Source organism: Methylobacterium sp. J-067 (assembly GCF_022829465.1).
GTDB classification, from domain to species: Bacteria; Pseudomonadota; Alphaproteobacteria; order Rhizobiales; family Beijerinckiaceae; genus Methylobacterium; species Methylobacterium litchii.
The window spans coordinates 17,287-43,791 of record NZ_JAKSXZ010000146.1; the positions used below are offsets into that span (position 1 = coordinate 17,287).

A 26,505-nucleotide genomic window follows, 5' to 3' on the forward strand; every position below is an offset into this window, starting at 1 on the left:
CTCGGGTGGGTCGCGACTTCCATGGCTGACCCGTTCCGGTTCCTGCCTCCGGGAGGTTTGACGGGTGCCGAGATCCGCGCCCACGATTGGTCGGCGAGCCCGCTCGGCCCGCCGGAGGCGTGGCCGCCGGCTTTGCGGAGCACGCTTGCGCTGATGCTCCCCTGCCCCACCGCGATGTTCCTCGCCTGGGGGCCGGACCTGCGGTGCTTCTACAACGACGCCTACCGGCCGATGCTCGGCTACCGCCTGAGCGACGCCCTCGGACGCCCCTTCCGCGAGGTCTGGGCCAGCATCTGGGACGAGATCGAACCGCTCGTGGCGGCCACCCTCGCGGGCGAGAGCCAGACCCTCACGGACATCATGCTCGACCTGTCGCGGGACGGGGCTTCCGAACAGGGCTGGTGGTCCTTCACCTACTCGCCTGTCCTGGATGAATTCGGCAGGGTGAGCGGCCTGTTCTGCGTCACCGCCGAGACCACGGCGCGGGTGCGCGGCGAGGCCCGCCTGCGGGAGAGCGAGGACCATTTCCGCCATACGGTCGAACTGAACCCGCAGGTGCCCTGGACCTGCGATCCGCAGGGCAACATCACCTCCTATTCGAAGCGCTGGCTCGACCTGACGGGGCAGGCCACCGGCGAGCCGGACGGCGCGGGCTGGATCAAGGCCCTGCACCCGGACGACGTCCCCTGGACCGTCACCGTGTTCACGCAATGCCTCGCCTCGGGCGAGCCGGTCGATGTCGATTACCGCATCCGCGACGCGCGCACCGGCACGTCCCGCTGGATGCGCGCCCGCGCCCAGCCGCGACGTGGGGACGACGGCGCCATCCTCCGCTGGTACGGCGTGGTGGAGGACATCCACGACCGCAAGCTCGCGGAGGACGGCCTGCGCGAGATGAACGCGACGCTGGAGCGGCGGGTCGCAGAGGCCCTGTCCGAGCGCAAGCTCTGGGCGGACGTGTTCGAGACCACCGACGCCCTCGTCGGCGTCCTCGATTCCGGCTACCGCTTCCTTGCCGTGAACGCCGCCTATGCCCGCGAGTTCGAAGCCCTCTACGGCATCCGGCCCAGGGCGGGCGACAACCTGCTCGACCTGCTGGCGGATCATCCCGAGCACTGGGACGCCGTGCGCGCCGTCTGGTCGCGGGCGCTCTCGGGCGAGGAGTTCACGATCATCGCGGAGTTCGGCGACCCGGCCCGGACCCGGCACTGTTACGAGTTGAAGTTCACGACGCTGCGGGATGCGCAGGGACGGCGGCTCGGCGCCTTCCAATACGCGCAGGACGTCAGCGAGCGCCTGCGCAGCGAGGAGCAACTGGCCCGCGCCGAGGAGGCGCTGCGCCATGCCCAGCGGATGGAGGCGGTGGGCCAGCTGACCGGCGGGGTGGCGCACGACTTCAACAACCTGCTCACGATCATCCGCTCGTCGGTGGAGTTCCTGCGCCGGCCGAACCTCGCGGAGGAGCGGCGCACCCGCTACCTGGAAGCGGTGTCCGACACGGTGGACCGCGCGGCCCGCCTGACCAGCCAGCTTCTCGCCTTCGCCCGCCGCCAGCCCCTCGCTCCCGAGGTGCTGGACGTCGGAGAACGCCTCGGCGGCGTGGCCGACATGCTGAACGCCGTGACCGGAGCACGCATCCACATCGTCACCGAGGTCCCCGACGGGCCCTGCCACGTGCGGGCCGACCCGAGCCAGTTCGAGACGGCCCTGGTCAACCTCGCGGTGAACGCCCGCGACGCGATGGATGGCGAGGGCACGCTCACCCTCCGGCTCGCCTGCGGGACGGCGCTACCGTCCATTCGCGGACATGCGGGCGCGCCGGGGCCGTTCGCCGCCATCTCAGTGACGGACGAAGGGCCGGGCATCGCGCCGGATCTGCTGGTGCGGATCTTCGAGCCGTTCTTCACCACCAAGGATGTCGGCAAGGGCACCGGGCTTGGGCTTTCCCAGGTGATCGGCTTCACCAAGCAATCCGGCGGCGACGTGGAGGTCGTGAGCGAGCCCGGTCGGGGGGCGACCTTCACCCTCTACCTGCCCCAGGTCGACGCCCCGCCGCCCCCGAAGGAAAGCGATGCCGGCGCGGATGACGGGCAGGCCGACGGGCGCCCGCTCTGCGTGCTGGTGGTGGAGGACAACCTCGAAGTCGGGCGGTTCTGCACCCAGCTTCTGGAGGATCTCGGACACTCGACCGTCTGGGCGCACAACGCCGAGGCGGCCCTCTCCGAGATGGAGCGGGTGCCGTTCCGGTTCGATGCCGTCTTCTCGGATGTCGTCATGCCGGGGATGGGCGGCGTCGCCTTGGCCCGGCGGCTCCGCACCGAGCACCCGAACCTGCCGGTGATCCTCACCACCGGCTACAGCGACACGCTGGCCCGGGACGACGCCCACGGCTTCGAGCTGGTGCGCAAGCCCTACAGCGCCCAGCAGGTCGCCCGCGCCCTGCGCGGCGTCGTGAACCGGAGGGCCGCCAGCGGCTGAGACCCCGCGCGGACGATTGCACGAAGCTTGCAGATCTCCGCCGCCAGGGAGACCTCGAAGGGCGCCGCGGGATGGATGAACGTGTCAGGGGTGCGTCCTCCGCGCATTGGCGCACCCAGGAGATGTTCCTGCTGCAGGAGGTGATGAACCTGATCGGCAAGGGCATCCACCTCGATCAGGTCGCGCGCGAGATGCTGCATCTCCTGTCAGAAATCGTCGGCCTCAACCGGGGGCGGATCGTCCTCAAGGAACCGGACGGGGACGGCTACCGCATCGCCTATGCCTACGGCCTGACGCGGGAGGAGGCCGCCCGGGGGCGCTACGCGGCGGGGGAAGGCATCACCGGCCGCGTCATCAAGGACGGTCACCTCATCATCGTGCAGGACATCGACAAGGACCCGGTCTTTCTCGGCCGGGCGGTCGAGCGTGCCCGGCTTCCGCGGGGCGCGGTCTCGTTCCTGGCGCTGCCGATCCGCGTCGATCACCGAACCGTCGGCACCATTGCCTGCCATCGCATCCGCCACCGGGAGCGGGCGCTCTCCGACGACCTGACGATCCTCCGGATCATCGCCACCATGGTCAGCCAGTTGCTGACCCTGAACGAGCGGGTGGAGCGGAAGACGCGGGCGCTGGAGGAGCACAACGACATGCTGGCGCGGGAGCTGCGCATCAAGCGCGCCCGCTACGGCATCATCGGCACTTCCCCCGCCCTGCTGCGGGCGCTCGGGCAGGTGGAGAAGGTGGCGAACGCGACGGCGAGCGTGCTGCTGCTCGGCGAATCCGGCAGCGGCAAGGAGTTGTTCGCCCGCGCCCTGCACCTCGCGAGCCCGAGGCGGGACCGGCCGTTCATCAAGGTGAACTGCGCGGCCATCCCCGACAGCCTGTTCGAATCCGAATTGTTCGGCCACGAGCGGGGGGCCTTCACGGGCGCGGTGGAGGCGCGGGCCGGCTGGTTCGAGCAAGCGAGCGGCGGCACCATCTTCCTCGACGAGATCGGCGAGATGCCGGCCGTCCTCCAGACCAAGCTCCTGCGCACCCTGCAGGAAGGCACGGTGGTCCGCCTGGGCGGCAAGCGCGAGATCCGGGTGGACATGCGCCTCGTGGCCGCCACGAACCGCGACCTCGCCGCCGAGGTCGCCCATGGCCGCTTCCGGGAGGACCTGTTCTACCGGCTCAACGTCGTGCCGATCACCCTGCCCCCGCTCGCCGAGCGGCGCAGCGACATCCCCGACCTCGTCCTCCACTTCCTCACGAAGGCCAACCAGGACAACCAGCGCAACGTGAACCTGACGCAGGCGGCGTTGGGAACCCTCACCCGCCAGCCCTGGCCGGGCAACATCCGGCAACTGGCCAACTTCATCGAGCGGCTGGTCCTCCTCTCCGGAGACGGCGTCCTCGACACCGACGACCTGCGGCCCATGCTCGAAGGGGACAGGATGGCGGGCTTCGCCACGTCACGGCCATTGCCGGGGTTGGCGCCGGAACGGGGATCGCCGATCCGCCCCTACCTCCCCGCGACCTCGCACGACCACGAGCAATTGCGCATCGCCCTCTCCCAAGCCGGGGGCAACAAGACCCGCGCCGCCCAGCGCCTCGGCCTGACCGAGCGGCAATTCTTCTACCGCTGGCGCAAGCTCCAGACGGCCTACTGAGCGAATCGGACAAAGCCCGACATTGTCGACAAAGTGTCGACAATTCCTGCCGCCGGGCCCGTGCGCGGTAACGTCCTTCTCCACGCAAGCCGTTGCCGGAGAACGATCTTTCAGAATTTCCGACACTCCTTGAGGGTTGGCATCGGCCTTGCCAAACCCCAGCCGAGCCGGGCCCGGCAGGGCTCGCGCAAGGAGGATCCCTCGCCATGAGCACCAGTGCCGCCCCCAAGACCGTCACGGCCTATCTCCGCCCGATCGACCGCGACGGGCTGATGCAGTTCGCGGAGAAGGGCCGCAACAATCCGGGCTCGCGCGGCACCAACAAGGTGCACACCGTCGTCGACGGCCAGTACCGCTCCTTGAGCTATGTCGGCGACCATCAGCCCGTCGTGGTGGACGAGCCCCTGCACCTGTTCGGCGAGAACACCGCGCCGGCCCCCGGTGAGATCGTGCTCTCGGCCCTGGGCGGCTGCCTCGCGGTGGGCATCACCGCCGTGGCGACCTGGAAGCAGGTCCGCCTGTCGCGCCTCGAACTGCATCTCGAAGGCGATATCGGCAACCCGGCCGCCTGGGGTGCCGGCGGTGCCGAGAAGGCCCCGGAAGACATGGGCTTCCAAGAAATCCGCGTCGCCGTGACCATCGAGGGCGACGCCTCCCGCGAGGAACTGGACGAGATCGTCCGCCACGCGAACGCCTACTCCCCGGTGGCGAATTCCATGCGCAACCCGATCCCGTTCACGATCGGCCTCGCCGGCTAACCCCTGCGGCGGGGGCCTCGGCGCCCCGCCTCCTTCCCCCACCTGAGGAGACGGCACGATGGCGAGCGCACCCGCTCTTCGGTTGGTCGAGGCCCCCATCGGGGCGGCTTCGGCGGTCGGCCCCGACTGGACGGACGAGGCCGTCCTCGCCCGGACGACGGCCATCGCCGAGGGTCCCTTGAGCACGGCGGCGACGAGCATCGACCACGGCGACTACCCCCTCGACATCATGGGCCAGCTCGGCGCGGCGGGGGCGCTCGGCGTCCATCTCGACCGGCACGGCGGGCGCTTCGGGCTCTCCCTCGCCGCGATGCAGGCCGCCAGCCGCGCCTGCGGCGCCACCGGCTTCCTGATGTGGTGCCACGATGTCTGCGGCCTCTACCTCGAACAATCGGGCAACCCGGCGCTGACCGGCGCCGTGCTCGACGATCACCTGACCGGCCGGACCTTCGGCGGCACCGCCCTGTCCAACCCGATGAAGGCGTTTGCCGGGATCGAGCCGATCCTGCTCCGCGCCCGCCGCGTCCCCGGCGGCTACCGGGTGAGCGGCATGCTGCCCTGGGTCAGCCATATCGGGCCCGGCCAGTATTGCGGGGCCATCGCGGGCGTGGTCGGCGCGGGCGAGGCGATCAGCCACGAGATCATGTTCCTGCTGGCCTGCGACCGCGCCGAGTTGCGGCCCTGCCCGCAATTCTCCGGCATGGAGGGCACCAGCACTTGGGGCCTGCGCCTGGACGAGTACTTCGTCGGCCAGGACGACCTGATCGCCGACCCGGCCCGGCCCTTCATCGGCCGCATCCGCGCGGCCTTCATCCTGCTCCAATGCGGCATGGGCCTCGGCGTCACCGAGGGCAGCCTGGATTCCATGCACGCGGTCGAGGAGCCCCTCGGCCACGTCAACCAGTTCCTCCACGACCGGCCCGACGCCATCGCCGCCGAACTCGCCGAGTTGCGCGCGCGCGTGATACGCCTCGCCGAGACGCCCTTCGAGGGCGCGACCGACTACCTGATCGACGTCCTCGACGCCCGCGCCCAGGTGGCCGAACTGGCGCTCCGCGCGTCGCAATCGGCGCTGCTGCACCAGGGCGCGCGGGGCTACCTGATGTCGGCGGCGCCGCAGCGGCGCATCCGCGAGGCGCATTTCGTCGCCATCGTCACCCCGGCGATCAAGCACCTGCGCTGGGAGATGGCGCGGCTCTCGCAGGACATCCTGCCGGCCGCCACCGGGGGTCGGGCATGAGCGCCCCCGAACCCACGGACGGCCTCGGCTCCTGGAAACAGTTCCTCTGCCGGGCCTGCGGGCTGATCTACGACGAGGGCGAGGGCGACCCGGACGGTGGATTGCCCCCCGGCACGCGCTTCGCCGACATTCCCGACGATTGGGCCTGCCCGATCTGCGGCGTGACCAAAGCCGATTTCGAGCCCTACCAGCGTCGGACCCGGGTCGCGGCGGCCCCGGTGGCAATCGCACCGCAGCGGCGGCCGGGCGTGGTGATCGTCGGCGCCGGCCTCGCCGGCTGGAGCACGGCCGAGGCGATCCGCGCCGAGGACGCCACGATCCCGATCACCCTCGTGACCGCCTGCGACGGCGACCTCTACCACAAGCCGGAACTCTCTATCGCCCTCGGGCGCGGCCTCTCGCCCGCCGACCTGCGCCGGGAGACGGGCGTGGAAGCCGCCTCCCGCCTCGGCGCGCGGCTCATGAGCGAGACCTTCGCCATCGGCCTCTCGCCGGAGCGGCACAGCCTGCGTACCACGCGCGGCACCCTGCCCTACACCCACCTCGTCCTCGCCCACGGCGCCCGCCCCGCCCTGCCCGCTTGCCTCGACCCCAGCCTGTGCTGGCGGGTGAACGACCTCGCCGCGTGGTCCGGCCTGCATGCCGAACTGGCGCAGAAGCCCCGCAACGTCGCGATCATCGGCGCCGGCTTGGTCGGGTGCGAGTTGGCCGAGGATCTGGCGCGGGCCGGTCACACGGTGACGCTCATCGGCGCCGAGGCGCGGCCCCTGCCCGAACTCCTGCCGGAACAGGCCGCGCGCCGGCTGCTGGCCGGGCTCGGTGGGCTCGGCGTAAGCTTCCTCGGCGGCACCCTGGTGAACGGCCTCGCCCGCCGGAAGGAGGGCGACATCGCCCTCGCCCTCGCGGATGGGACGAGCCTCGTCGCCGAGACCGTTATCGCCGCGACCGGGCTCGCGACGCCCTCCCGCCTCGTGCGCGGGGCCGGGATCGCCTTCGACAAGGGCATCGCCGTCGATCCGGCGACGCTGCGCACCAGCGCCCCCGACATCTTTGCGCTCGGCGATTGCATCAGCATCGCCGGCAGTCCGTGCCGCTACATCGAGCCGGTGGCGCGGCAGGCTCAGGTGATCGCGCGGGCGATCCTCGGCTGGGAGAGCCCCGGCTATGCCCATGCCGCCCCCGTCATCCGCCTGAAGACCCGCTCGGCCCCGATCGAGCTTCACGGCGTGCCCGTCGCCGGCGCCCCCTGGCACGTCACCGAGGAGAGCGAGCGCCGGCTCGCGATGGAGCAGCGCCAGGGCGGCGAGGTCGTCGCCTGGCTGGCCGCCTAGCGCCGCTGTTGGCGCAAGTGTTGCTGAGAGTTTCTGAGACCACCCCGCCGGAGATCGCGATGGCCCTGTTCGATAATCCCTTCGGCACCCCGCGTCGCCTTCGGGGCGGTTGCTCCTGCGGTGGCCATGCGGATCAGGCCACCCACGAGGCGGCGCTTCCCTCGGGCGATGCCGCCATCACGCAGGCCGTGGAGGCGACGATGATGCGGGCGCTGTTCCCGTACGCCGCCGAGCGCCGGGCCTTCCTGCGCAGCGTCGGCCTCGCGACGGCGGCAGCGGCCGTGAACCAGTTCCTGCCGACGCGTTTCGTCGCCGAGGCCTTCGCGGAGGCGGGCAAGCCGGAGAAGACGGACCTGAAGGTCGGCTTCATCCCGATCACCTGCGCCACGCCGATCATCATGGCCAAGCCCATGGGCTTCTACGAGAAGCAGGGGCTCAACGTCGATGTCGTGAAGACCGCCGGCTGGGCGGTGGTGCGCGACAAGACCCTGAACAAGGAATACGACGCCGCCCACATGCTGGCACCGATGCCGCTCGCCCTGACCCTGGGCCTCGGCTCGAACCCCGTGCCCTTCGCGGTTCCGGCCATCGAGAACGTCAACGGCCAGGCAATCTGCCTCGCCAACAAGCACAAGGACAACCGCGACCCGAAGAACTGGAAGGGCTTCAAGCTCGCGATCCCGTTCGATTACTCGAACCACAATTACCTGCTGCGCTACTACCTGGCCGAGCATGGGATCGATCCCGACACCGACGTGCAATTGCGCCTCGTGCCCCCGCCCGAGATGGTCGCCAACCTGCGGGCGGACAACATCGACGGGTTCCTCGCCCCCGACAACTTGGTCCAGCGGGCGGTCTACGACGGGGTCGGCTTCATCCATATCCTGTCGAAGGAGATCTGGGACGGGCATCCCTGCTGTTCCTTCTCGGTGGCGCAGGACACGATCCGCGAGATGCCCAACGCCACGGCCGCGCTGCTACGCGCCGTTCTCCAGGCCACCGCCTATGCCTCGAAGCCGGAGAACCGGAAGGAGATCGCCGCCGCCATCGCCCCCGCCAACTACCTGAACCAGCCGGTGACGGTGGTGGAGCAGGTCCTCACCGGCACCTACGCGGACGGGCTCGGCAGCGTGAAGAAGGACCCGAAGCGGATCGCCTTCGATCCCTTCCCCTACGAGAGCTTCGCCATCTGGACGCTGACGCAGATGAAGCGCTGGGGCCAGATCAAGGGCGATATCGATTACGCGGCGGTGGCTCGCCAAGTCTACCGCGCCACGGACGCGGCCAAGCTGATGCGCCAGGATGGGATGACGCCCCCGGAGACGACCACCAAGACCTTCGTGGTGATGGGCAAGACCTTCGATCCGTCGAAGCCGAAGGAATACCTCGAATCCTTCGCCATCAAGCGTGCGAGCTGAGCCATGCAGCGTTCGCTGACGCTGAGGGCCGGGGCGCTCTCGCTGATCATCCTCGCCCTGGCCCTGTTCGGCTGGCAGATCGCGGTGAGCGGCGTCGGCAAGACCGAAGCCATGGACCCGGAATACGCGGCCCTGATGGGCGAGACCGCCACCACCGGCAAGTCGGCCATGCCCGGCCCCCTCGATGTCGGGGCGACGATCTGGAAGCACCTGAAGGACCCGTTCTACGACCGGGGGCCGAACGACAAGGGCATCGGTATCCAGCTCGCCTATTCCATCGGCCGCGTGGCCCTGGGCTATGGCTTAGCGGTGCTGGTGGCGATCCCGGTGGGGTTCCTCATCGGCATGTCGCCCCTGATGAGCCGGGCGCTCGATCCGTTCATCCAGATCATGAAGCCGGTCTCGCCCTTGGCGTGGATGCCGCTCGCCCTCTACACGATCAAGGATTCGAGCCTTTCGGCGATCTTCGTGATCTTCATCTGTGCCCTCTGGCCAATGTTGATCAACACCGTGTTCGGCGTATCCAGCACGCGCAAGGAATGGCTCAACGTCGCCCGCACCCTGGAAGTCGGGCCGGTGCGCCGGGCCTTCACGGTGATCCTGCCGGCGGCGGCCCCGACGATCCTGACGGGGATGCGCATCTCCATCGGCATCGCGTGGCTCGTCATCGTCGCCGCCGAGATGCTCGTGGGCGGCACCGGCATCGGCTACTTCGTCTGGAACGAGTGGAACAACCTGTCGATCACCGATGTGATCACGTCGATCCTGGTGATCGGCCTCGTCGGCATGGTGCTCGACCAGTTGCTGGCCCGCGCGCAAGCCCTCGTCACCTTCCCCGAATGAGGCCCGCATGAGCACGCTTCTGCCCTTCGCGCGGCAGGCCCGCCCCGTGGCCGAGACCCGCCGGACGACCTCGTCTGACAAGTTCATCTCCATCGAGGGGATCGCCCGGCGCTATCCGGCCCCCGGCGGCAAGCAGACCACGATCTTCGAGAACCTGTGGCTGCCGGTGCGGCGGGGCGAGTTCGTCTGCATGATCGGCCATTCCGGCTGCGGCAAGACCACGGTGCTGAACATCCTCGCCGGGCTGGAGGCCCCGAGCGAGGGCGTCGTCATCGTGGACGGGCAGGCCATCGCGGGCACCAGCCTCGACCGGGCGGTGATCTTCCAGGGCCATGCGCTGCTGCCCTGGCGCAGCGTCCTCGGCAACGTGGCCTACGCGGTCTCCTCGCGCTGGCGAAAGGCGAAGCGGGCGGAGGTCGAGGCGCGGGCCCGGAAGGCCATCGCCACGGTCGGCCTCGCGGGCTCGGAGCACAAGCGGCCCTCGGAATTGTCGGGGGGCATGAAGCAGCGGGTCGGCATCGCCCGCGCGCTCTCCATCGAGCCCAAGATCCTGCTGATGGACGAACCCTTCTCGGCGCTCGATGCGCTGACCCGCGGCACGTTGCAGGACGAGGTGCGCCGGATCTGCGTCGAGACGGGGCAGACGGTGTTCATGATCACCCACGACGTGGACGAGGCGATCTACCTCGCCGACCGGATCGTGCTGATGACCAACGGCCCCGAGGCGAAGGTGGCCGAGATCGTCGAGAACCCGCTGCCGAAGGACCGGGACCGGACGCAGTTGCACCACGCGCCCGGCTATTACGCCCTGCGCAACCACCTGATCGACTTCCTCGTGACGCGCTCCCGCACCCTGCGGGACGCGATGCCCGAGGGCTACGATCCCATGCACCCGCCGGTGGTGCGCCCGTCCCTGAGCGAGGCGGACGCCGCCGCGATCACCGCCGAGAAGCCGGCCCTGCGGGCCTGATCCCGCCACCGCCGGCCTGCCGCGCGCGCAAACAAAAACCCCGCTAAGGGCTTAGCGGGGTTGCTGAATTGGTAGCGAGGGAGGGATTTGAACCCCCGACACAAGGATTATGATTCCTCTGCTCTAACCAGCTGAGCTACCCCGCCCCAATACGCTGCCGCCCCGTAGGGGCTGCGTGCGACCGGCGCGGTATAGGAAGAGGCGGCGCTCGGTGTCAACGGGGCGCATGGCGGTTCCGGTTCAAATCGTGCGCGGGCGCGTCAGGGCGGCGGCGATGGCGCCGAGCCCTAGGCCGAACGTGACGAGGCCGAGCCACAGCACCGTGCCGCTGCCGAGGGAGCCGGCCAGCGACAGGGAGCCCGTCCGCCCGGTGGCGGCGTCGATGGCCGCAAGGCCGACGCCGACGAAGCTCTCGCCGACCAGAAGCCCCGAGGCGATCAGCACGCCCCGGCGCCGGGACGGCTCGAGCGCACCGGGATCGCGCCGCCGCAGCACCCGCTCGCAGGCGAACCCGAGGATACCGCCGAGGCCGATCGTCATCTCCACGGACAGGGGCAGGTACATGCCGATCCCGACCGTCAGCGCCGGGAAGCTGAAGCCCTGCCGCTTCAGCACCACCTCCAGCCCCACCGCCACGAGGCCGAGAAGCCCGCCGAGCAGCAACATAGGCCAGGGCAGCGTCGCGTGGACGATGCCCTGCGTGATCTGCGTGACGAGGGCCGCCTGCGGCACCGCCAGCGCCTCGCGCGGGTCCATGCCCGGCCGGGGCAGCGCGCCGACGAAGCCGTAGGCGTTGTAGAGCAGCGACAGCAGCGGCACGATCACCACCGAGCCCACCGCCACCCCGAGCAGCAGCACCGCCTGCTGGCGCCAGGGCGTCGCGTCCACGAGCTGGCCGGTCTTCAGGTCCTGCAGGTTGTCGTTGGCGATGGAGGAGGCCGTCACCACCACCGAGGCGGCGAGTAGCACCGCCGCCATGGCGAAGCGCTGGATGTTGGGCGAGGCGGTGGAGCCGACGACGAGGGGCACCGCCAGCGCCCCGACCATCGCCGAGAGGATGCCGATGCCGGAGATCGGGCTGGTGGAGGAGCCGAGCAGGCCGGCGAGGTAGCCGCACACCGCCGCCATCGCGGCCCCGAACAGGAGGCAGAACAGCACGCAGGCCGCCGTCACCCCCGCCGCCTCCGGGCCGGACAGCCCGGCCGCCGTGCTGAACCCCATGAATAGCCACGCGAGCGGCAGGGTGAGGAGCAGCGTGCCGAGGCCCACCCAGCGGATCGGCAGGTCGCGCTCCTGCCGGGGCAGGTCGCGGACGGGGCGACCGGCCGCGGCGGCGGCTGCGACGATGCTCGCGAGGATCGGCCGCGCCAGGGCTGCGACCGTCCAGAACCCGCCGACCGCGATGATCCCCGCCCCGACGAGGCGGACCTGCCCCGACCAGACCGCCTGCGCCGCCTCCCCCGGGCTCGCCCCGGCGACGGGCCCGAAGGCGGTGAGAAGCGGCACGAGGAGGCCCCAGGCGATGGCGACGCCGGTGAGCAGCGCGAGGCACGCGCCGATGCCGACGAGATAGCCGACCCCGATCAAGGCGAGGGAGAACCCGCTGCCGATGCTGAACGCGGCGCCGCCGATGGAAAAGGCGGTCAGCACCCCGTCCGCCAGCACCCGCAACCCGTTGGTGAGGAACGCGACGAGGCCGGAGCCGGCGGCGGCGGCAAGCAGGGTGGAGAGGCCCCCCCGCCCCGCCTCGGTATGTCCGGCGCGGAGCACCTCGGCGGCGGCGATGCCCTCCGGGTAGGGCAGGTTGCTGCCGGTGACGAGCGCCCGCCGCAGGGGGATCGAGAAGGCGACGCCGAGCCAGCCGCCGATGAGGCAGACGAGGCTCGTCTCCCAGAACGGGAACCCCTGCCAGTAGCCGATCAGCACGAGGCCGGGCAGGACGAGGATGACGTTGCACAAAGTCCCGGCCGCCGAAGCCTGGGTCTGCACGATGTTGTTTTCGAGGATGCCGCCGCCCGCCAGCCGCAGGGCGCCCATCGACAGCAGCGCCGCCGGGATCGAGGACGAGAACGTCATCCCCGTCTTCAGGCCCATGTAGACATTGGCCGCCATGAAGGCGACGGTGATCACCGCGCCGAGGACGAGGCCCCGCACCGTGATCTCGCGGCCATGGCGGCCCGCCGTGGCGATCTCGTTCCTCGCGTCCATCGCTTCCCGTCGGTCGCCCTTCGTGACACCGGAAGGACATCACGTCCGGGCCGCCGCGACAATGTCATGGCCACGGCGGCCGATTCCCCTATCTGCCAGGGCGGGTCCCGTGGGGGACCCCGGGAGACTGCCATGACCCACCGCACCGCATTGTTCGGGCTCGCCCTCGCGTTCCTCGCCGCCTCCGGCGCCCAGGCGGCCGATGCCGGCCGCTTCAGCGCCCAACTCACCGGCGCGGGCGAGGTCCCCCCCACGGGCTCGAAGGGCACGGGCGAGGTGACCGCCACCTACGATGCCGCCTCCAAGCGCCTGAGCTGGAAGGGCAGCTACAGCGGCCTCACCGGCCCGGTGACGGCGGCGCATTTCCACGGCCCGGCCAAGGCCGGCGAGAACGCGGGGGTGCTGGTCCCGGTGGATGCCAAGGCGAGCCCGTTCTCAGGCGAAGCGACCCTCGACGACGCCAAGGCGGCGGATCTCGAAGGCGGCAAGATGTATTTCAACCTGCATACCGCGGCGAACCCGAAGGGCGAGCTCCGCGGCCAGGTCGAGCCGGCGCGCTGAGCCCGGCCCCACGCGAGACGCCCGAAACAATGAAGCAACTCGAGGCCATTATCGCCTGGACGCCGGCCCGTTGGGCCGACCTCCGGCCGGAGACCGCCGGGCAGGTGGTCGTGCTGCCGCTGGCGGAGGCGGAGGCCGCCAAGCGCTTCGCCATGCGGGCCGGGGCGAGTTCGTCGGCGCTGGCCACGCTCACCGAGGAGGGGCGCATCGCCCGCCTGTTCATCGACTTCCAAACCCTTGTGGTCCGCGACGGGATCGACGTCCAGGCCGCGCACCGGGCCTTCCTCGCCATCGACGAGTACCGTTTCCGCATCGCCCCCGACACCGAGGGTGCCGAGTTCGAGGACCCGCCCGAGGAAGACTGACACGGCCCCTCTCGCCAGAAGGACGAGCCCGATGCCCCTGTCTCGCCGCACCCTCCTCGGCGCCGCCGCCCTCGCGCCGGTCGCGCTCCGCGAGGCCGCCGCGGAGCCCGGCGTGATCCGCCGGCCGATCCCCTCCTCCGGCGAGATGCTGCCGGCGATGGGCATCGGCACGTCGCGCCGCTACGAGGTCGAGCCGGCGCCGGAGCCGGTGAAGCCTCTGCGCGAAGCGGTCGAGACCTTCGTGAGGCTCGGCGGCACGGTCATCGACACGGCGCCGAGCTACGGCACCGCCGAGGACGTGCTCGGCCTGATCCTCTCCGAGGGCGACCTGCGCTCCAAGGTCTTCCTCGCGAGCAAGGTCGACACCAGGGGCCGCGACGAGACGCGGGCCGAGTTCGCCCGCTCCCTCCAGCGCATGCGCACGGACCACCTCGATCTGGTGGCGGTCCACAACCTCATCGACACGAAGGACAATCTCGCCGTCCTGCGCGACCTGAAGGGCGAGAAGAAGCTTCGCTACGTCGGCGTCACCGTCTGGCGGGACAACCAGTTCGACGGGCTCGAACCGGTGATGCGCGCCGAGCCGCTGGACTTCGTGCAGGTGAACTACGCCATCGACAACCGCGCCGCCGCCGAGCGCATCCTGCCGCTCGCCGCCGACAAGGGCATCGCGGTGATGATCAACGTGCCCTTCGGACGGGATCGTCTGTTCAACGCGGTGCGCGGCAAGGAACTCCCGCCCGTCGCGAGGGAGATCGGCTGCCGGAGCTGGCCGCAATTCTTCCTGAAATACGTCCTCGGCCACCGGGCGGTGACATGCCCGATCCCCGGAATGGCCAAGGCGTCCTACGTCGAGGACAACCTCGGCGCCGCCCACGACCCGCTGCCCGATGCCGGACAGCGCAAGCAGATGGAGGCCTTCATCGATGCGCTCTGACATGCTCTCGCGCCGCGCGGCGCTCGTCCTCGGCGCCCTCGCGCTTACCGTAAGCCCGGCGCTGGCGCAGGAATCCGGCGGCAAAATCAAGATCGGCGTGATCGGCGGCGGCAACATCGGCGGCACGATCGGCGGGCTATGGGTGAAGGACGGGCACGAGGTGATGTTCGCCTCGCGCCACCCCGAGAACCTGAAGCCCCTCGTGGACGAACTCGGCGCCAAGGCGAAGGCCGGCACGCCGGAGGAGGCGATCAAATTCGCCGACGCGGTGTTCCTGGCCGTACCCTACAAGGCCTATCCCGAACTCTCGAAGGAGGTCGGCCCCCTGTTGAAGGGCAAGGTCGTGCTCGATGCCGGCAACGCGACCGAGCGGCGCGACGGCGAGCTTTACGCCGAGGCGCAGAAGAACGGTATCGGCGAGACATCGGCGAAGTATTTTCCCGGTGCGAAGCTGGTCCGGGCCTTCAATGCGGCGAACTATAAGATCTTCGCCAAGGCCGGCGCCAACGGCGGCAAGGACCGCGCGGGTGGGCGTATGGCGATCCCGATCGCGGGGGACGACCCGCAGGCGCTCAAGGTGGCCGAGGGCCTCGTGCGGGACGCCGGCTTCGAACCGGTGGTGGTCGGCGGCCTGAAGGATGCCGACAAGTTCGCCATGGGCTCGCCCGGCTTCGGCCACGACGTCACCGCGCCAGAACTGAAAGAGAAGCTCGGGCTCGCCAAGTGAGCGATGGGCAGGCGGCCGCGCCCCAACGCGGCCCCCTGGCACGGCTCATCGACATCCAGCCCGGGGAAGGGCCGGCGCTCGCATGGTCCTGGGCCTACATCTTCTCGATCCTCGCTGCCTACTACGTCCTGCGGCCGATCCGCGACCAGATGGGCTTGGCGGGGGGCATCGAGAACCTGCCCTGGCTGTTCACCGCCACGCTCGTCGGTATGCTGACGCTGAACCTGCCCTTCGCCTGGCTGGTGAAGCGCATGCCCCGCGCGCGGTTCGTGCCGCTCACCTACCGCTTCTTCGCCCTGAACATCCTCGGCTTCGCCGCCGCGCTCTACCTCGCGCCGCCGGATTGGGACGTCTGGATCGGCCGGGTGTTCTTCATCTGGCTGTCGATCTTCAACCTGTTCGTGGTGTCGATCTTCTGGGCGACCATCGTCGATGTCTTCACCAACGAGCAGGGGCGGCGCCTGTTCGGCTTCATCGCGGCCGGGGCGACGCTCGGCGCCATCGCCGGCTCGGCCACGACGGCGGGGCTCGCCAAGAACGTTCCGACGTGGGGATTGATGATCTGCGCCGTCGTGTTGCTGGAGGCGGCGGTGTTCTCGATGCGCGGCCTCGCCCGGCTGGCACAGCAGCTTCACGAGGTGCCGGGGGGCGGCAACGAGGGGACAACGCGGGACACCGCCATCGGCGGCAGCGTCTGGTCGGGCATCACCCGCACCCTGGCCTCGCCCTACCTTCTGAACATCGCGGTGTTCCTGCTGCTGTTCTCGATCACATCGACATTCCTCTATTTCGAGCAGGCGGGCATCGCGAAGCGCAGCTTCCCTGACCGGCAATCGCAGACCGCCTTCTTCGCGACCGTCGACCTCGCGGTGAACGTGCTCACCCTCGGCGTACAGCTGTTCCTCACCGGACGGATCGTCGGGCGGCTCGGGGTGGCGGCGACGCTGGCGATCCTGCCGGTCTTCAGCGTCTTCGGCTTCGCGGCGCTGGTCTATGCGCCGACCATCGGCGTGATCGTGGGGTTCCAGGTCCTGCGCCGGGCCGGCAACTTCGCCATCGCCCGGCCGATCCGTGAAGTGCTGTTCACGGTGGTGCCGCGCGAGGACCGCTACAAGGCGAAGAGCTTCATCGACACGGTGGTCTATCGCCTGGGGGATCAGGCGGGGGCATGGTCCTTCACGGGACTCGGCGCCCTGGGTCTGGGCACGGCGGGCATCTCCGGCGTCGCCGTGCCGCTTTCGATCCTGTGGCTGTTCAACAGCCTGTGGCTCGGCCGCGCGCAGGAGCGGCGACGGGCGGCGCCCGAGTGAGAGCCGCCGCCCGCGCAGGCATCAGACGTCGAGGTTCGCCACGCTGAGCGCGTTCTCCTGGATGAACTCGCGGCGCGGCTCCACCACGTCGCCCATCAGCTTGACGAACAGGTCGCCGGCATCGGTGGCGTCCTTCACCTTCACCTGCAGCAGCGAGCGCACCTCGCGGTCGAGCGTCGTCTCCCAGAGCTGCTGGGCGGTCATCTCACCGAGGCCCTTGTAGCGCTGGAGTTGCAGGCCCTTGCGGCCGAAAGCCATCACCGCCTCGAACAGGCCGACCGGGCCGTGGAGCACCGTCTCGTCCGTCTTGCGGATGAGCGTCACCGGCTCGCCGTAGATCTCCCGGAAGGCGTCGGCGCGCTCGGCGAGGCGGCGGGCCTCCTGCGAGGTCACGAGCCCGGCATCGAGCATTGCCACCTGCTTCACGCCGCGCAGCGTCCGGGTCAGTCGGTAGCCGCCCTCGGCCGCCTCCCCCTGCCAGCCGCGCTCGATCTCGTCGGCGATCAGGTCGAGGCGCTTGGCGGTCATGTCCGCCAGCACCTCCGCCTCGCCCGGGCGGTTGTCGAGTTCGGGATCGAAGGCGCCAGCCAGAACCGCCTGCTCCACCACCGAACGGTCGTAGCGGGTGTGCAGCCCCTGGATGACGCCGCGGAAGCCGCGCGCCTCATCGACCAGCGCCCGCAGCTGCGGGCCGGTGAACTCGGCTCCCGTCGAGAGGCGCAGGATCGCCCCCTCGACGCCCTGCTCGATCAGGTAGTCTTCGAGCGCCCGCTCGTCCTTCAGGTAGATCGCCCGGCGCCCGCGCTCGGCCTTATAGAGCGGCGGCTGCGCGATATAGAGATGCCCGCGGTCGATCAGCTCCGGCATCTGCCGGAAGAAGAACGTGAGCAGCAGGGTGCGGATGTGCGAACCGTCCACATCGGCATCGGTCATGATGATGATGCGGTGGTAGCGGAGCTTGTCCGGGTTGAAGCCTTCCCGGTCGGTCGAGGAGCGGCCGATCCCGGCGCCGAGCGCCGTGATGAGCGTGCCGATCTCGGCCGAGGACAGCATCCGGTCGGCCCGGACGCGCTCGACGTTCAGGATCTTGCCGCGCAACGGCAGCACCGCCTGGAAGGCGCGGTCGCGGCCCTGCTTGGCCGAGCCGCCGGCCGAGTCGCCCTCGACCAGCAGGATCTCGCACTTCGACGGATCGCGCTCCTGGCAATCGGCGAGCTTGCCGGGGAGCGAGGCGATGTCGAGCGCGCCCTTGCGGGTCACGGTCTCGCGGGCCTTGCGCGCCGCCTCGCGGGCCGAGGCGGCGAGCACGACCTTGCTCATCACCACGCGGGCCTGCTGCGGGTTCTCCTCCAGCCAGGTCGAAAGGCCCTCGTTCAGCACGTTCTCGACGGCGGGGCGCACCTCGGACGAGACGAGCTTGTCCTTGGTCTGTGACGAGAATTTCGGGTCCGGCACCTGCACCGAGATGACCGCCGTCAGCCCCTCGCGGCAATCCTCGCCGGTCAGCGAGACCTTCTCGCGCTTCGAGACGCCGGAGCTGTCGGCATAGCCGGTGATCTGGCGGGTCAGGGCGGCGCGGAAGCCGGCCATGTGGGTGCCGCCATCCCGCTGCGGGATGTTGTTCGTGAAGGGCAGCACCGTCTCGTTGAACGAGTCGTTCCACCAGAAGGCGCATTCCACGCGGATGCCGTCCCGCTCGGCGCGGACCACCACCGGGTTGGTCATGCCGTCGATCGGCTTCTTCGAGCGGTCGAGGTAGCGGACGAAGGCTTCGATGCCGCCGTCGTAGTACAGTTCCTCGCGCTTCTTCTCGGCGTGGCGCGCGTCGGTCAGGACGATGCGCACGCCGGAATTCAGGAACGCCAACTCGCGCAGGCGCTTCTCCAGCGTCGGATAGTCGAACTCGATCATCGTGAAGGTGTCAGTGGAGGGCAGGAAGGTCACCTCCGTGCCCTGCCGGCCGCCGCCGGGGCCGACCACCTTGAGCGGCGCCACCGCGTCCCCGTGGCGGAACTCCATCGCGTGCTCGGTGTCGTTCCGCCAGATCCGCAGGCGCAGCCATTGCGAGAGGGCGTTGACCACCGAGACGCCGACGCCGTGGAGGCCGCCCGAGACCTTGTACGAGTTCTGGTCGAACTTCCCGCCCGCGTGCAGCTGGGTCATGATGACCTCCGCCGCCGAGACGCCTTCCTCCTTGTGGATATCGACGGGAATGCCGCGACCGTTGTCGGTGACGGTGACCGAGCCGTCGGCGTTCAGCGTCACCGTTACGAGGTCGGCATGGCCGGCGAGCGCTTCGTCGATGGCGTTGTCGACCACCTCGTAGACCATGTGGTGGAGGCCGGAACCGTCATCGGTATCACCGATGTACATTCCTGGACGCTTGCGGACGGCGTCGAGCCCCTTGAGCACACGGATCGATTCAGCGCCGTACTCGGCGGGCTGGGTCTCGGGTGTATCGGCCATGAACTTCCTCGGGCAGGCGGCGGACATCTCTCGCTGTGCGTGTACGCGGCGGAGGCGCCAGCCTGCTCATGCTTCCTGTTCGCCCAATATAGGGGTTTTGTGCTGCCGATGCACGCACTTATGGCCGGGGATCACCCGGCCATGCACGCGTTCTCGGCAGCCTGTGGACGCTTACGCCGCCTCGGCGATTCCCCCCTCGCTCGCCGCGTCGAGACGGGCCACGGCGTCGGGCGACAGCGTCAGGCGCGCGGCGCCCAGCAGTTCGTTGATTTGCGCTACGGAGGTCGCGCTGGCGATGGGGGCGGTGATGCCGGGCCGGGCGATGATCCAGGCGAGCGCCACCTGGGCCGGGCTCGCGCCGTGGTCGTGCGCGACGGCGTCGAGCACGTCGAGGAGGGCGAAGCCGCGCGGGTTGAGATAGGGCGCGACCCGGTTCTCCCGCGCCCGGCCGGTGGCCGATCCCGCCTCGCGGTACTTGCCGGTGAGGAAGCCCGCCGCGAGGGAGAAGTAGCCGATCACGCCGACCTCCTCCGCGCGACACAGGGGCTCCAGCTCGGCCTCGTAGCCCCGCGCGGCGAGGCTGTATTCCGGCTGCAGGCACTCGTAGCGGGGCAGGCCCTTGTCCCGCGAGACCGCCAAAGACTGCGACAGGCGACCGGCCTCGTAGTTCGAGGCGCCGATGGCCCGGACCTTCCCGGCCCGGACGAGCCTGTCGTAGGCGGTCAGCGTCTCCTCGAAGGGCACCTCGGCATCGTCGAGATGCGATTGGTAGAGGTCGATCCGGTCGGTCTGGAGCCGTCGGAGCGACGCCTCGCAGGCCCGCTCGATATGGGCGGCGGAGAGGCCCTTGCCGGCCTCGCCCATGTCCATGCCGACCTTGGTGGCGAGCACGATCCTGTCGCGCGCGCCCGGCCGGGACGCGAGCCAGCGGCCGATCACCGCCTCGGACTCGCCGCCCCGATGGCCCGGTGCCCAGCGGCTGTAGACATCCGCCGTGTCGATGAAGTCGAAGCCCTGCTCCACGAACCGGTCGAGGATCGCGAAGGAGGTGGCCTCGTCCGCCGTCCAGCCGAAGACGTTGCCGCCGAGGCAGAAGGGGGCGACCGTGAGGTCGGAGCGGCCGATGCGGCGCTTGTCCATGGGGTTCAGCCCTGCAGGAAGGGGTTGGAGACGCGCTCTTCGCCGAGCGTGCCGGTGGGACCGTGGCCGGGGATGAAGGCGATGTCGTCGCCGAGCGGCAGCACCTTCTCCTTGATGGCGCGGATCAATTGCTCGTGATTGCCGCCGGGCAGGTCGGTGCGCCCGATGGAGCCCTTGAACACCACGTCCCCAACGAGGGCGAAGCGCGCGTCGCGGCTCACGAACACCACGCTGCCGGGCGAATGGCCGGGGCAGTGCAGGATGTCGAAGGTCAACTCACCGACCTGTACCGTGTCGCCCTGGTCGAGCCAGCGGTCGGGCGTCACCGGCCGGGCGGGGTCGAGGCCATATTGGGCCGCCGTCGCCGGCAGGGACTCGAGGAGGAACTTGTCGGCGAGGTGCGGCCCCTCGATCGGCACGCCGAGCCTTTCGCGGAGTTCGTCCGCACCGGCGGCGTGGTCGACGTGGCCGTGGGTAAGGAGGATCTTCTCCACGCTCACCCCCTGCTCCGCGATGGCCGCCTGGATCCGGTCGAGGTCCCCGCCGGGGTCCACCACGGCGCCGACCTTGGTGGCGTCGTCCCAGATCAGCGTGCAGTTCTGCTGAAAAGGCGTGACCGGGATGATCCCGGCGCGGGGCGTTCCTGGCATGAGGCGGGCTCGTTCATCGTCGTGTGGAGGGCACCCTTCTAACGCGCCGGACCGCCCGCCGCACCCGGCGCGGCCGAACTTCCCCGCGCTCCGGCGGTTGTGCACGCGCTCGTTTTCCCGAGCCTGCTGGAAGAGGTCGAGACGTGGGCCGCAAACGAACCGCTCTGGCTCTGACCGGCGCCGTCCTCATCGTCGGAATTGGCGCTGCCGCCGGGCTCGGCCGGTTCAGCTACGCGCCGATGCCGGACGCCGCCGACCTCGCCAATCCCGGCCGCTCGCCGCTCACCACCGCCTTCGACGTGCTGGGCCGGCGCATCGCCAGGGACGAGGCCGACCGGCTGCGCGGCACCGAGGAGGGCCGACGCATCCTCTCGCCGGAGAACGGCGCGGTCGCCATCGATGAGGCGGTCGTCGCGCGGGGGCGCGAGGCCTTCTACCGCGAGACCTTCGGCAACGAGGTGTTCCTCACCGACGTGATGGGGATGCTCGACGGGGCGATCACCCCCTTCGAGGTGGTCCGCGCCGTGGCCGCCTTGAAGGGCGGGGCCACCACCAACCTTCAGGTGCCGCTCGCCCACGACATCACCATCGGCGCGAAGACCTACAGGAAGGGCGAGCGCGTCCCGACCGGCCTCGACGTGCCGAAGGGCGGCGCCTTTATCATCGGCATCAAGAGCTTTTACGACCGGGGCCACCTGCGCATGGGCATCACCTGCGCCCTCTGCCACGCGGCGGTGGACCCGGCGAGCGGCAAGGTGGTGGAGGGCGCGCCCAACACCGACCTCAATGCCGGCCTGCTGATGGCGCTCGCCAAGAACTCGTCCGCCTACTTCATGCATGCGAGTGTGCCGGAGGCGGATGCCAAGGGGACGGCCCTGCCGGATGCGAAGGCCGTCGAGGCGGCGACCAAGGTGCAGGTGGCGAGCTGGCCGCCGGGCAGCTTCGATTCCTCCGCCGACCGGGTGACGAACCCGACGTCGATCCCGTCGAGCTTCTCGGCCTATGGCGAGCCCTATAGCTGGAGCGGGCGCGAGACCCTGGGGCCGTTCGGCGGCCTGTCCTCGCTCAACAACAATGTCCACGCGGCCAATTCCGATACGACGCAACTCGCCGCCGCCGCGCCCTGGCTCTTTGGGCTCGACCCGGAAACCTATCTCGGCATCCTCCTGCGCGGCGCCCCCGACGGCCCGCTGCGCTACGACCCCGCCGGCCCACGCCGCCCCTCCGAGGTGCTGCGCGAGGCCGACCCGACGCCGGCCTCGCCCGGTCTCAACAGCTACGCGGTGCTCTCGACCTATCCGGCCACGAACTACATGACCGACAACGGGCTGTTCGCCTCGGTGCCGGGGGAGCCGGCGAACTATGCCAACAACGCCATGTCCGCTTTCCAGAACCTGCTGCGCCCGCCGCAGGCCAAGGTGGACGCGACCACGGCGCGCCAAGGCCAGGCGGTGTTCGAGCGGGCCGGCTGCGGCGCCTGCCATGCCGGCCCGGCCTTGACGAACCATCGGGTGATCCCGGAGGCCGAGATCGGCACGGAGCCGACCCGCGCCCGCGCGGGCGCCAAGATGGAAGCGCGGCTCTCGCCACCCGCGATGTTCGCCACGGACACGCCGTTCCCGCTGCCGGCCGATCCGAAGCTCGTGCCCCTCCCCATCGCAGCCGACCGGCTGTCGCAGGTGCTGCTCGCCTGGGGCCAGGGCGGGACGGAGGGCGGATACAAGGTGCCGAACCTCGTCGGCCTCGCCTGAACGGCGCCCTACCTGCACGATTCCGGCGTCAGCGTCGGGCCCGATTCCGGGAAGGATCTCGGCGTGCCGGGAACCCTGGACAAGGGCATCGCCGCCGATCCCGCCAACAGCCTGCGCGCCCTCGTGGACCGGCAGCTGCGCGAGACGGTCGTGGCCGCGAACGCCGCCTCGGAGAAGGCCCGCACCGCGCGGGTCACGGGCAAGGGCCACGCCTTCTGGGTCGATGAGCAGGCGGGCTTCACCGCCGCCGACAGGGACGCCCTGGTGGGTTACCTCCTGTCGGTCGACCGTCTCACCGAGGACGTGCCGACACCCTGAAACCGCCGAGCCATGCAACTCACGCATGCCCGGCGAGACGAGCTGAGCCTTGCTTGCTGCGGCGCGTCATCGTACTTGTTGCATCGCAGGAACGCGATGGCGTCGCGGTCCTGTTGCCCTTCTTGGGCGTTTCCTCCCTAGACTTCGGGCCGCTCCTTCGGGAGTGGCCTTTTTTCTGTCCGGGGCGCGGAAACTAGCCGTGGCGGCGCAGGGCCACAAGCCCGTCTCACCCGTGGTCCACCGCGGAGGCTGGCATCATAAAACAGCCGCGTTGTGCACGCCCTGTTCAGGCTGGACTCCCCAACGTCCCCTGACACCCGCGTCCCGCCGCCCCGGCCTGTATGAACATCATCCTCATCAAGCTGTTCGCGACCGCCCTGACGCTGAGCCAGGTGACGACCCGGCCGGATTCGCTGCGGACGCAGTTCGATCCGGTCAAGGACGGGCCGGAGGTGGTGCGCATCCTGCGCGACGGCTGCGCCCACATGCGCAAGGCCTTCGACATCGAGGACATCAACCTCGACGACCTGATCTCCACGGCGATGGAGGACCCGACCAGCGTCGCCGGCCCCACGGCGCCGAAGATCCTGCACGGGCTCGATCTCAACGAGCTGAATACGAGCTACAAGCAGTTCTGCAAGGGCGAGGACCCGCCGAACTCGCCGTTCGACGCCAAGGCAGTCATCGAATTCTACGACAACGCGACGAAGGACCTTCCGGCCGCCGAGACCCTGCGGGACAAGGCCCTTCCGGGGATGAGCCGCATCCTCGACGCCTCCGGCAAGCCCTTCGCCGAGACCTTCGAGCCGAACGCGCGCCGCCTCGTCGTGCCGATCACCGCCGTGCCGACCCTGGTGCAGAAGGCGTTCATCGCCGCCGAGGACAAGCGCTTCGAGAGCCACCACGGCATCGACGAGCGCGGGGTGATCCGCGCCTTCATCGCCAACCTCGCCTCGCCGGGGCGCCCGGCCGGCGGCTCCACCATCACGCAGCAGGTGGTGAAGAACCTCTCCGTCGGCGACGACGTCACCTACGAGCGCAAGATCCGCGAGATGATCGTCGCGGCGCGGCTGGAAAAGCTCCTCACCAAGCCGCAGATCCTCGGCCTCTACCTCAACGGCATCTATCTCGGCCGGGGCGCCTACGGCATCGAGATGGCGGCGCAGAGCTATTTCGGGAAGCCCGTCTCGGACCTCACCCTGCCGGAGGCGGCTCTCCTCGCCGGAATGCCGAAGGGCCCGAACTTCTACAGCCCCGACAAGTATCCCGAGCGCGCCCGCGAGCGCCGTGGCTACGTGCTCGCGCGGCTCAAGGAAGAGGGCGTCATCACCGACGCCGAATTGGCCAAGGCCAACGCCGCCGATCTCGGGCTGAAGCCCGTGGAGATCACCCGGCGCGATTCCGGCTTCTACCTCGTGGATTACCTCTCGCGGGAGGCCCGCACCGTGGCGGGGCTCGACAGCCTGACCTCCGCGTCCTTCACCGTGAAGGCGACGGTGAACGCGCCGTTGCAGCGCGCGGTGGAAACCGCGTTGCAGGACGGGCTCGCGAACTACGAGCGCTCCACCGGCCGCCAGACCTTCACCGGCCCGGAACTCAACCTCGCCGACAGCGTCCGCCGGATCGAATCCGCCGCGACCGCGCCGGAAGCCTCGCCCCAGGCCGCTCCGGCGGTGACGGGGGCCAAGCCCGAAGCGACTAAGACGACCCGCAAGGGCAAGGCCGCTCCGGCCCTCGTCGCCGGCAAGCCCGCCTGGCAGCGGGCGCTGGAGAGCGCGAGGCCCTCGCTCTACGACGTGCACTGGCCCCTCGCCATCGTCCTCGACGGCGGCAAGGGCGCGGTGAAGGTCGGGCTGGAGGACGGCCGCGTGGCGACCCTCGATCCCGGCATCGCGCGCGGCAAGCTTCAGCCCTACGACGTAGTGCGGGTGAAGCTCACGGAAGGGCGGGGAGCGCCCCGCGCGCAGATCCGCGTGAAGCCGACCGTCCAGGGCGCGGCCATGGTGTTGGAGAACAAGACCGGCCGCATCCTCGCCATGGCGGGGGGCTTCTCCTACCCGATGAGCCAGCTGAACCGCGTGACCCAATCGGTGCGCCAGCCGGGCTCGACGCTTAAGCCGCTGACCTATCTCGCCGCCCTCAATGCCGGGTTGCAGCCGAACACGCTAGTGCTCGACAGCGCCGTGACCCTGCCGCCCATCGGCGGGGTCGGCGATTCCTGGTCGCCCAAGAATTACGAGGGCGGCGGCGCCGGGCCGACCACCCTGCGGCGGGGCCTCGAATTCTCGAAGAACCTCGTCACCGCCCGCCTGCTCCAGGGTGGCATCGCCCCGAAAGCGCCCGACAGCCTCAAACGCGTCTGCGACATCGCCCTCGAAGCGCAGATCTACGCTGAGTGCGAGCCCTATTACCCGTTCGTGCTCGGCGCGCAGCCGGTGCGGATGCTCGACCTCGCCGGCTTCTACGCCGCCGTGGCCAACGAAGGCGTGCGGCCGACGCCCTACGCCCTCGAATCCGTCGAGCGCGACGGCAAGCCGGTCTTCACCCATCCGAACCGCGAGCCGGTGCGGATCGGCTCGGCCGACCGGGTGGCGTTCTACCAACTCAAGACCATGCTCCAGGGCGTGACCCAGCACGGCACTGCCGCCGCCTTGGCCAAGGTCTCGAACAGCGTGGCGGGCAAGACCGGCACCTCCGAGAACGAGAACGACGCGTGGTTCGCGGGCTTCTCGAACGAGATTACCGTCGTGGTCTGGGTCGGCTACGACAACGCCGACGGCACCCGCCGCACCCTCGGGCGCGGCCAGACCGGCGGGCATGTCTCCGTGCCGATCGCCGGGGCGATCTTCCAGGCGGCCTGGGCGAACGGCGTGCCGCGCACGCCCCTGCGCGGCCCCTCCCCCGAGGCACGGCCGCTCATCGCCGACATCGCCATCGATCCGCGCAGCGGCACGCCGGGCGCGGCCAGCTTCATCGAGCATTTCCGCACGGGCGGCGGCGGCCAGGTGGCGGACACCCGCTACAAGCTCGTGCCCCGCGAAACGCTCTACGCCATGCGGCCGGATTCCGACGACGGCGACCTCGCCGGGGCCGAGAACGGGGCCGACGTCGCGGGCGACCTCTTCGGCAATATGACCGGCGAGCGCTCCCGCCCCGACCTCCTCGACCCGTTCGGCGACCGGCCGGCGCAGCAGCGCAGCCGCCGGGCCGGCGCCGACCCCTACGGCACCAGCGGCACGGAGGACCCGTACCGCCCCTGGCCCGGCCAGACCAACCGCTCCCCCTTCGGCGACGACGACGCTCCTCGCCGGCCCCGGCGCCGCGATCCCGACTATCTGTTCGGCGACGACCCCGGCTTCTGACGCCCGATCCCCCGTCCGAG

General features: G+C 70.1%; 20 protein-coding genes and 1 tRNA gene. 16 read left to right on the forward strand and 5 right to left on the reverse strand.

Features of this window, described 5'->3' with window-relative positions; all coding sequences use genetic code 11:
- The first annotated feature begins 21 nt into the window (after positions 1-21).
- The 8 genes from MKK52_RS23450 to MKK52_RS23485 all read left to right on the forward strand — a co-directional run bounded on the left by MKK52_RS23450 (position 22) and on the right by MKK52_RS23485 (position 10,690).
- On the forward strand, positions 22-2,478 hold the full coding sequence (locus tag MKK52_RS23450) for a PAS domain-containing protein (RefSeq protein ID WP_243958459.1): 2,457 nt from the start codon (positions 22-24) through the stop codon (positions 2,476-2,478).
- Positions 2,479-2,549: 71 nt separating this feature from the next.
- Complete coding sequence (locus MKK52_RS23455; protein WP_243958461.1) at positions 2,550-4,130, forward strand: sigma 54-interacting transcriptional regulator; 1,581 nt, start codon at positions 2,550-2,552, stop codon at positions 4,128-4,130.
- Between the two features lie 206 nt (positions 4,131-4,336).
- On the forward strand, positions 4,337-4,888 hold the full coding sequence (locus MKK52_RS23460; RefSeq protein WP_243958464.1) for an OsmC family protein: 552 nt from the start codon (positions 4,337-4,339) through the stop codon (positions 4,886-4,888).
- Between the two features lie 58 nt (positions 4,889-4,946).
- Positions 4,947-6,128: an acyl-CoA dehydrogenase family protein gene (locus MKK52_RS23465; protein ID WP_243958466.1), complete on the forward strand. Its 1,182-nt coding sequence runs from the start codon at positions 4,947-4,949 to the stop codon at positions 6,126-6,128.
- A complete protein-coding gene (locus MKK52_RS23470) occupies positions 6,125-7,459 on the forward strand; it encodes an FAD-dependent oxidoreductase (protein ID WP_243958468.1) in 1,335 nt (444 codons plus the stop codon). The genes MKK52_RS23465 and MKK52_RS23470 overlap by 4 nt, the downstream gene beginning before the upstream one ends.
- Before the next feature lie 59 nt (positions 7,460-7,518).
- Positions 7,519-8,877 (forward strand): CmpA/NrtA family ABC transporter substrate-binding protein, encoded by a 1,359-nt coding sequence (locus tag MKK52_RS23475; protein ID WP_243958470.1) that lies wholly within the window; start codon positions 7,519-7,521, stop codon positions 8,875-8,877.
- A 3-nt stretch (positions 8,878-8,880) separates the two neighbouring features.
- The gene (ntrB, locus tag MKK52_RS23480) at positions 8,881-9,720 is read left to right on the forward strand and encodes a nitrate ABC transporter permease (RefSeq protein WP_243958472.1); all 840 of its coding nucleotides are present in this window, start codon (positions 8,881-8,883) and stop codon (positions 9,718-9,720) included.
- Between the two features lie 7 nt (positions 9,721-9,727).
- Complete coding sequence (locus MKK52_RS23485; RefSeq protein ID WP_243958474.1) at positions 9,728-10,690, forward strand: ABC transporter ATP-binding protein; 963 nt, start codon at positions 9,728-9,730, stop codon at positions 10,688-10,690.
- Between the two features lie 69 nt (positions 10,691-10,759).
- On the opposite strand, the gene MKK52_RS23490 is transcribed toward MKK52_RS23485, so the two are convergent.
- Positions 10,760-10,836: transfer RNA gene (locus MKK52_RS23490), tRNA-Met, on the reverse strand.
- A 94-nt stretch (positions 10,837-10,930) separates the two neighbouring features.
- The gene (locus MKK52_RS23495) at positions 10,931-12,898 is read right to left on the reverse strand and encodes an OPT family oligopeptide transporter (RefSeq protein ID WP_243958476.1); all 1,968 of its coding nucleotides are present in this window, start codon (positions 12,896-12,898) and stop codon (positions 10,931-10,933) included.
- A 132-nt stretch (positions 12,899-13,030) separates the two neighbouring features.
- Between MKK52_RS23495 and MKK52_RS23500 the strand changes: the two genes are divergently transcribed.
- The 5 genes from MKK52_RS23500 to MKK52_RS23520 are packed head-to-tail and all read left to right on the forward strand — an operon-like array spanning position 13,031 to position 16,798.
- Positions 13,031-13,459: a CHRD domain-containing protein gene (locus tag MKK52_RS23500; RefSeq protein WP_243958478.1), complete on the forward strand. Its 429-nt coding sequence runs from the start codon at positions 13,031-13,033 to the stop codon at positions 13,457-13,459.
- 29 nt (positions 13,460-13,488) lie between these two features.
- Positions 13,489-13,824 (forward strand): hypothetical protein, encoded by a 336-nt coding sequence (locus tag MKK52_RS23505; RefSeq protein ID WP_243958480.1) that lies wholly within the window; start codon positions 13,489-13,491, stop codon positions 13,822-13,824.
- 31 nt (positions 13,825-13,855) lie between these two features.
- Positions 13,856-14,761 carry an aldo/keto reductase gene (locus MKK52_RS23510; protein WP_243958482.1) on the forward strand — a complete coding sequence of 302 codons (906 nt, stop codon included), beginning with the start codon at positions 13,856-13,858 and terminating at the stop codon, positions 14,759-14,761.
- Positions 14,751-15,488: an NADPH-dependent F420 reductase gene (locus tag MKK52_RS23515; RefSeq protein ID WP_243958484.1), complete on the forward strand. Its 738-nt coding sequence runs from the start codon at positions 14,751-14,753 to the stop codon at positions 15,486-15,488. Before MKK52_RS23510 ends, MKK52_RS23515 begins: the two co-directional genes overlap by 11 nt.
- Positions 15,485-16,798 (forward strand): NTP/NDP exchange transporter, encoded by a 1,314-nt coding sequence (locus MKK52_RS23520; RefSeq protein WP_243958486.1) that lies wholly within the window; start codon positions 15,485-15,487, stop codon positions 16,796-16,798. The genes MKK52_RS23515 and MKK52_RS23520 overlap by 4 nt, the downstream gene beginning before the upstream one ends.
- 21 nt (positions 16,799-16,819) lie before the next feature.
- Here MKK52_RS23520 and gyrB read toward each other — a convergent pair whose 3' ends face one another.
- The 3 genes from gyrB to MKK52_RS23535 form a co-directional block, all read right to left on the reverse strand.
- Positions 16,820-19,264: a DNA topoisomerase (ATP-hydrolyzing) subunit B gene (gyrB, locus tag MKK52_RS23525; RefSeq protein ID WP_243958488.1), complete on the reverse strand. Its 2,445-nt coding sequence runs from the start codon at positions 19,262-19,264 to the stop codon at positions 16,820-16,822.
- A 171-nt stretch (positions 19,265-19,435) separates the two neighbouring features.
- On the reverse strand, positions 19,436-20,404 hold the full coding sequence (locus MKK52_RS23530) for an aldo/keto reductase (protein ID WP_243958489.1): 969 nt from the start codon (positions 20,402-20,404) through the stop codon (positions 19,436-19,438).
- A 5-nt stretch (positions 20,405-20,409) separates the two neighbouring features.
- Positions 20,410-21,054, reverse strand: coding sequence for an MBL fold metallo-hydrolase (locus MKK52_RS23535; protein WP_243958501.1), 645 nt, complete (start codon positions 21,052-21,054; stop codon positions 20,410-20,412).
- A 143-nt stretch (positions 21,055-21,197) separates the two neighbouring features.
- On the opposite strand from MKK52_RS23535, the gene MKK52_RS23540 reads away from it, so the two are divergent.
- The 3 genes from MKK52_RS23540 to MKK52_RS23550 all read left to right on the forward strand — a co-directional run bounded on the left by MKK52_RS23540 (position 21,198) and on the right by MKK52_RS23550 (position 26,485).
- Complete coding sequence (locus tag MKK52_RS23540) at positions 21,198-22,805, forward strand: cytochrome C oxidase Cbb3 (protein WP_243958503.1); 1,608 nt, start codon at positions 21,198-21,200, stop codon at positions 22,803-22,805.
- A 63-nt stretch (positions 22,806-22,868) separates the two neighbouring features.
- Complete coding sequence (locus MKK52_RS27275; RefSeq protein WP_243958505.1) at positions 22,869-23,123, forward strand: hypothetical protein; 255 nt, start codon at positions 22,869-22,871, stop codon at positions 23,121-23,123.
- A 341-nt stretch (positions 23,124-23,464) separates the two neighbouring features.
- Positions 23,465-26,485: a penicillin-binding protein 1A gene (locus tag MKK52_RS23550; protein ID WP_243958507.1), complete on the forward strand. Its 3,021-nt coding sequence runs from the start codon at positions 23,465-23,467 to the stop codon at positions 26,483-26,485.
- Positions 26,486-26,505: the final 20 nt, after the last annotated feature.

What these genes read in the sequence shown, in the direction of transcription:
- MKK52_RS23450 (WP_243958459.1), top strand. Translation starts at nt 22, where the DNA reads ATGGCTGACCCGTTCCGGTTCCTGCCTCCGGGAGGTTTGACGGGTGCC.
- MKK52_RS23455 (WP_243958461.1), top strand. Translation starts at nt 2,550, where the DNA reads ATGGATGAACGTGTCAGGGGTGCGTCCTCCGCGCATTGGCGCACCCAG.
- MKK52_RS23460 (WP_243958464.1), top strand. Translation starts at nt 4,337, where the DNA reads ATGAGCACCAGTGCCGCCCCCAAGACCGTCACGGCCTATCTCCGCCCG.
- MKK52_RS23465 (WP_243958466.1), top strand. Translation starts at nt 4,947, where the DNA reads ATGGCGAGCGCACCCGCTCTTCGGTTGGTCGAGGCCCCCATCGGGGCG.
- MKK52_RS23470 (WP_243958468.1), top strand. Translation starts at nt 6,125, where the DNA reads ATGAGCGCCCCCGAACCCACGGACGGCCTCGGCTCCTGGAAACAGTTC.
- MKK52_RS23475 (WP_243958470.1), top strand. Translation starts at nt 7,519, where the DNA reads ATGGCCCTGTTCGATAATCCCTTCGGCACCCCGCGTCGCCTTCGGGGC.
- ntrB (WP_243958472.1), top strand. Translation starts at nt 8,881, where the DNA reads ATGCAGCGTTCGCTGACGCTGAGGGCCGGGGCGCTCTCGCTGATCATC.
- MKK52_RS23485 (WP_243958474.1), top strand. Translation starts at nt 9,728, where the DNA reads ATGAGCACGCTTCTGCCCTTCGCGCGGCAGGCCCGCCCCGTGGCCGAG.
- MKK52_RS23495 (WP_243958476.1), bottom strand. Translation starts at nt 12,898, where the DNA reads ATGGACGCGAGGAACGAGATCGCCACGGCGGGCCGCCATGGCCGCGAG.
- MKK52_RS23500 (WP_243958478.1), top strand. Translation starts at nt 13,031, where the DNA reads ATGACCCACCGCACCGCATTGTTCGGGCTCGCCCTCGCGTTCCTCGCC.
- MKK52_RS23505 (WP_243958480.1), top strand. Translation starts at nt 13,489, where the DNA reads ATGAAGCAACTCGAGGCCATTATCGCCTGGACGCCGGCCCGTTGGGCC.
- MKK52_RS23510 (WP_243958482.1), top strand. Translation starts at nt 13,856, where the DNA reads ATGCCCCTGTCTCGCCGCACCCTCCTCGGCGCCGCCGCCCTCGCGCCG.
- MKK52_RS23515 (WP_243958484.1), top strand. Translation starts at nt 14,751, where the DNA reads ATGCGCTCTGACATGCTCTCGCGCCGCGCGGCGCTCGTCCTCGGCGCC.
- gyrB (WP_243958488.1), bottom strand. Translation starts at nt 19,264, where the DNA reads ATGGCCGATACACCCGAGACCCAGCCCGCCGAGTACGGCGCTGAATCG.
- MKK52_RS23530 (WP_243958489.1), bottom strand. Translation starts at nt 20,404, where the DNA reads ATGGACAAGCGCCGCATCGGCCGCTCCGACCTCACGGTCGCCCCCTTC.
- MKK52_RS23535 (WP_243958501.1), bottom strand. Translation starts at nt 21,054, where the DNA reads ATGCCAGGAACGCCCCGCGCCGGGATCATCCCGGTCACGCCTTTTCAG.
- MKK52_RS23550 (WP_243958507.1), top strand. Translation starts at nt 23,465, where the DNA reads ATGAACATCATCCTCATCAAGCTGTTCGCGACCGCCCTGACGCTGAGC.